Origin of the sequence: Streptomyces sp. SID4985, assembly GCF_009863025.1 — a bacterium.
In the GTDB taxonomy this organism is placed as follows: domain Bacteria; phylum Actinomycetota; class Actinomycetes; order Streptomycetales; family Streptomycetaceae; genus Streptomyces.
The window spans coordinates 1-2,741 of the sequence record NZ_WWIR01000655.1 but is presented as its reverse complement, the minus strand read 5'-3'; the positions used below and the strand labels follow the sequence as shown (position 1 = coordinate 2,741).

Genomic DNA, 2,741 nt, shown 5'->3' with positions numbered 1-2,741 from the left:
GCGGCCAGTCCGAAGGCCAGCGCCGGGAGCACCCCGAGGAAGAACACCGACCGCCAGCCCAGCCAGGTCGCCAGCGCCCCGCCCACCAGCGGGCCCGTGGCCGCCGCGAGCCCGATCGCGCTCGTCCGCACCGCGAGCGGCATCGCCAGCCGGTCCGGCGGATACGCGGCCCGCAGCATCCCGAGCGTGGCGGGCTGGAGCAGCGCCCCGAACACGCCTTGGACGACCCGGAGTCCGATCACCCACCCGATGCCGGGCGCGAACCCGATGGCCGCCGACGCCGCCCCGAACCCGAGCATCCCCAGCGCGAACATCCGCCGCTGCCCGTACCGGTCCCCGAGCCGCCCCGCGAACACCAACAGGCCGGCCACGACGAGGAGATATGCGGTACTGGTCCACTGCACCTCCGCGTAGGAAGCGTGCAACGACCCTTGCAGGGACGGCTGGGCGACGGTGAGGACCGTACCGTCCAGGGCGACGAGCACCGCACCGGCCACGCTGCACGCCAGCGTCAGCCGCCGGTTCACCGGCCCGACCCGGAGCCGAGATGCGCGGTCAGGCACGTCTGCAACAGTGGCTCGAAGTCCACGTCACCGGTGGCCAGTTGGAGACTTCCCCAGCGCCACAGCTGGGCCAGTCCGTGCAGGTTCGCCCACAGGGCCCCGGCGGCCCGGCGGGCGTCCGTCTCCGGCCGTACCCGGCCCACCAGCTCCACGAGCACGCCGAACAGCGGCAGGCTGGTGTCCCGCAGTTCCAAGTGACCGCTCTCCAAAATGTCGTGACGGAACATCAGTTCGTACATCCCGGGGTTCTCCAGCGCGAAGCGCAGATACGTCCGCGCCAGTGCGGCCGTGCGCTCACGCGGGTCGGCGTCGGCGGAGTCGAGCGTGACCCCCACCGAGACGCCCAGCTGCTCGAAGCCGCGCCGCGCGATCGCGGACAGCAGCTCCAGATGTGTGGGGAAGTACCGGCGGGGCGCCCCGTGCGAGACCCCGGCCCGCCGGGCGATCTCCCGCAGACCCAGCGCCCGCACCCCCTCGGTGGCCAGCAGCGCCACCCCGGCGTCCACCAGGCGGGACCGCAGCCCCGGGTCGGACTCGTTGCTCGACGGCTCGCTTATAGGTGACGGCTCACTCATAGACACTGTCTACCAAGGATCGGTAGACAATGTCTACGGCTTCGGGGAATGCGCCGCCCACCACCCCCCGTTGACCCGGATATGACTGACGACCCGACGACGCAGGACGCCCTGCTGAAGCTGCTCTCCGAGGGGCACGGTGGTGTGCTGGTCACGCTCAAGCGGGACGGCCGCCCCCAGCTGTCCAATGTGAGCCACGCCTACGACCCGGCCGAGCGGATCATCCGTGTCTCGGTCACCGACGACCGGGCCAAGACCCGGAACCTGCGCCGTGAACCCCGCGCCTCCTACTACGTCACCAGCGACGACCGCTGGGCGTACACGGTCGCCGAGGGCACGGTGGAGCTGACCCCCGTCGCCGAGGACCCGCACGACGAGACCGTGGAGGAGCTGATCCGGCTCTACCGGGAGGTGCTGGGCGAGCACCCGGACTGGGACGACTACCGCGCCGCCATGGTCCGCGACCGACGGCTGGTCGCCCGGATGCGCGTCGATCGCGCCTACGGGGTGCCCCGGCAGTAAGGGCCTGTGGATACGACGAGGCCCGGACCACACACGGTGGTCCGGGCCTCGGCCGTTCACATCAGAGCTGACAGCCCTCGGGAATCACGGCCCTCAGGGCAGCCGGTTCCACTCCACGATCACGGGCCGCCCGTGCTCCGTCGAGAGACGACTCACCGTGCCCGTGGCCAGCTGGAACAGCCGGCCGTCGGCGGCGGGCAGACCCAGGCGGCGCGCGGTGAGCACCCGCAGGAAGTGGGCGTGCGCGACCAGGATCACGTCGCCGCCCTCCTCCTGGAGAGCCTTGTCGATCCGGGCCAGGACCCGGTCGGCTCGCGCCCCGATCTGCTCGGGCGACTCGCCCGGATGCCCCTCGGGGCCCGGGGTCACACCGTCGGTCCACAGGTTCCAGTCGGGCCGGGTCTTGTGGATGTCGACGGTCTTGACGCCCTCGTAGCCGCCGTAGTCCCACTCGACCATGTCGGGGTCGGACTCGGTGGCGGTCAGGCCGGCCAGCCGGGCGGTGTCCCGGGCCCGGCCCATCGGACTGGTCAGGACGACGGCGAAGTCGCGCCCGGCGAGGAGTGGAGCGAGGGACCTGGCCTGCTCCTCACCGCGTGCGGTGAGCGGCAGATCGGTCCAGCTGGTGTGCTGTCCCGACAGGCTCCACTCCGTCTCGCCGTGGCGGACGAGCAGGAGGTCCCCCACGACGTCAGCCCTTCTTCTCGACCGCGTGGCCGCCGAACTGGTTGCGCAGCGCGGCGATCATCTTCATCTGAGGCGAGTCGTCCTGACGGGACGCGAAGCGCGCGAACAGCGAGGCGGTGATGGCCGGGAGCGGCACCGCGTGGTCGATGGCGGCCTCGACGGTCCACCGGCCCTCGCCGGAGTCCTCGGCGTAGCCGCGCAGCTCGTCCAGGTGCTCGTCGTCGTCCAGGGCGTTGACCGCGAGGTCGAGCAGCCAGGAGCGGATGACCGTGCCCTCCTGCCAGGAGCGGAAGATCTCGCGGACGTTGTCCACGGAGTTCGCCTTCTCCAGCAGCTCCCAGCCCTCGGCGTACGCCTGCATCATGGCGTACTCGATGCCGTTGTGGACCATCTT

4 protein-coding genes and 1 pseudogene are annotated in these 2,741 nt (G+C 71.4%); 1 reads left to right on the top strand and 4 read right to left on the bottom strand.

All coding sequences use genetic code 11. The features are described 5' to 3' along the window. On the bottom strand, positions 1-527 hold a 527-nt coding region (locus tag GTW40_RS28530; protein WP_161183021.1), incomplete at its 3' end, for an MFS transporter. After that, entirely contained in the window at positions 524-1,138 is a 615-nt protein-coding gene (locus GTW40_RS28525) for a TetR/AcrR family transcriptional regulator (RefSeq protein WP_161183020.1), read from the bottom strand. The genes GTW40_RS28525 and GTW40_RS28530, both read right to left, overlap by 4 nt. A gap of 81 nt (positions 1,139-1,219) precedes the next feature. On the opposite strand from GTW40_RS28525, the gene GTW40_RS28520 reads away from it, so the two are divergent. Next, entirely contained in the window at positions 1,220-1,660 is a 441-nt protein-coding gene (locus tag GTW40_RS28520) for a PPOX class F420-dependent oxidoreductase (RefSeq protein ID WP_161183019.1), read from the top strand. Between the two features lie 93 nt (positions 1,661-1,753). On the opposite strand, the gene GTW40_RS28515 is transcribed toward GTW40_RS28520, so the two are convergent. Both GTW40_RS28515 and GTW40_RS28510 read right to left on the bottom strand, forming a co-directional pair. Continuing rightward, positions 1,754-2,347: a histidine phosphatase family protein gene (locus tag GTW40_RS28515; RefSeq protein WP_161183018.1), complete on the bottom strand. Its 594-nt coding sequence runs from the start codon at positions 2,345-2,347 to the stop codon at positions 1,754-1,756. Between the two features lie 4 nt (positions 2,348-2,351). Continuing rightward, positions 2,352-2,741: pseudogene (locus GTW40_RS28510) on the bottom strand (6-phosphogluconate dehydrogenase); the annotation flags it as partial.

Bases quoted from the DNA above. Each gene is read 5' to 3' on its own strand.
- GTW40_RS28520 (WP_161183019.1), top strand. From the start codon at position 1,220: ATGACTGACGACCCGACGACGCAGGACGCCCTGCTGAAGCTGCTCTCC.
- GTW40_RS28525 (WP_161183020.1), bottom strand. From the start codon at position 1,138: ATGAGTGAGCCGTCACCTATAAGCGAGCCGTCGAGCAACGAGTCCGAC.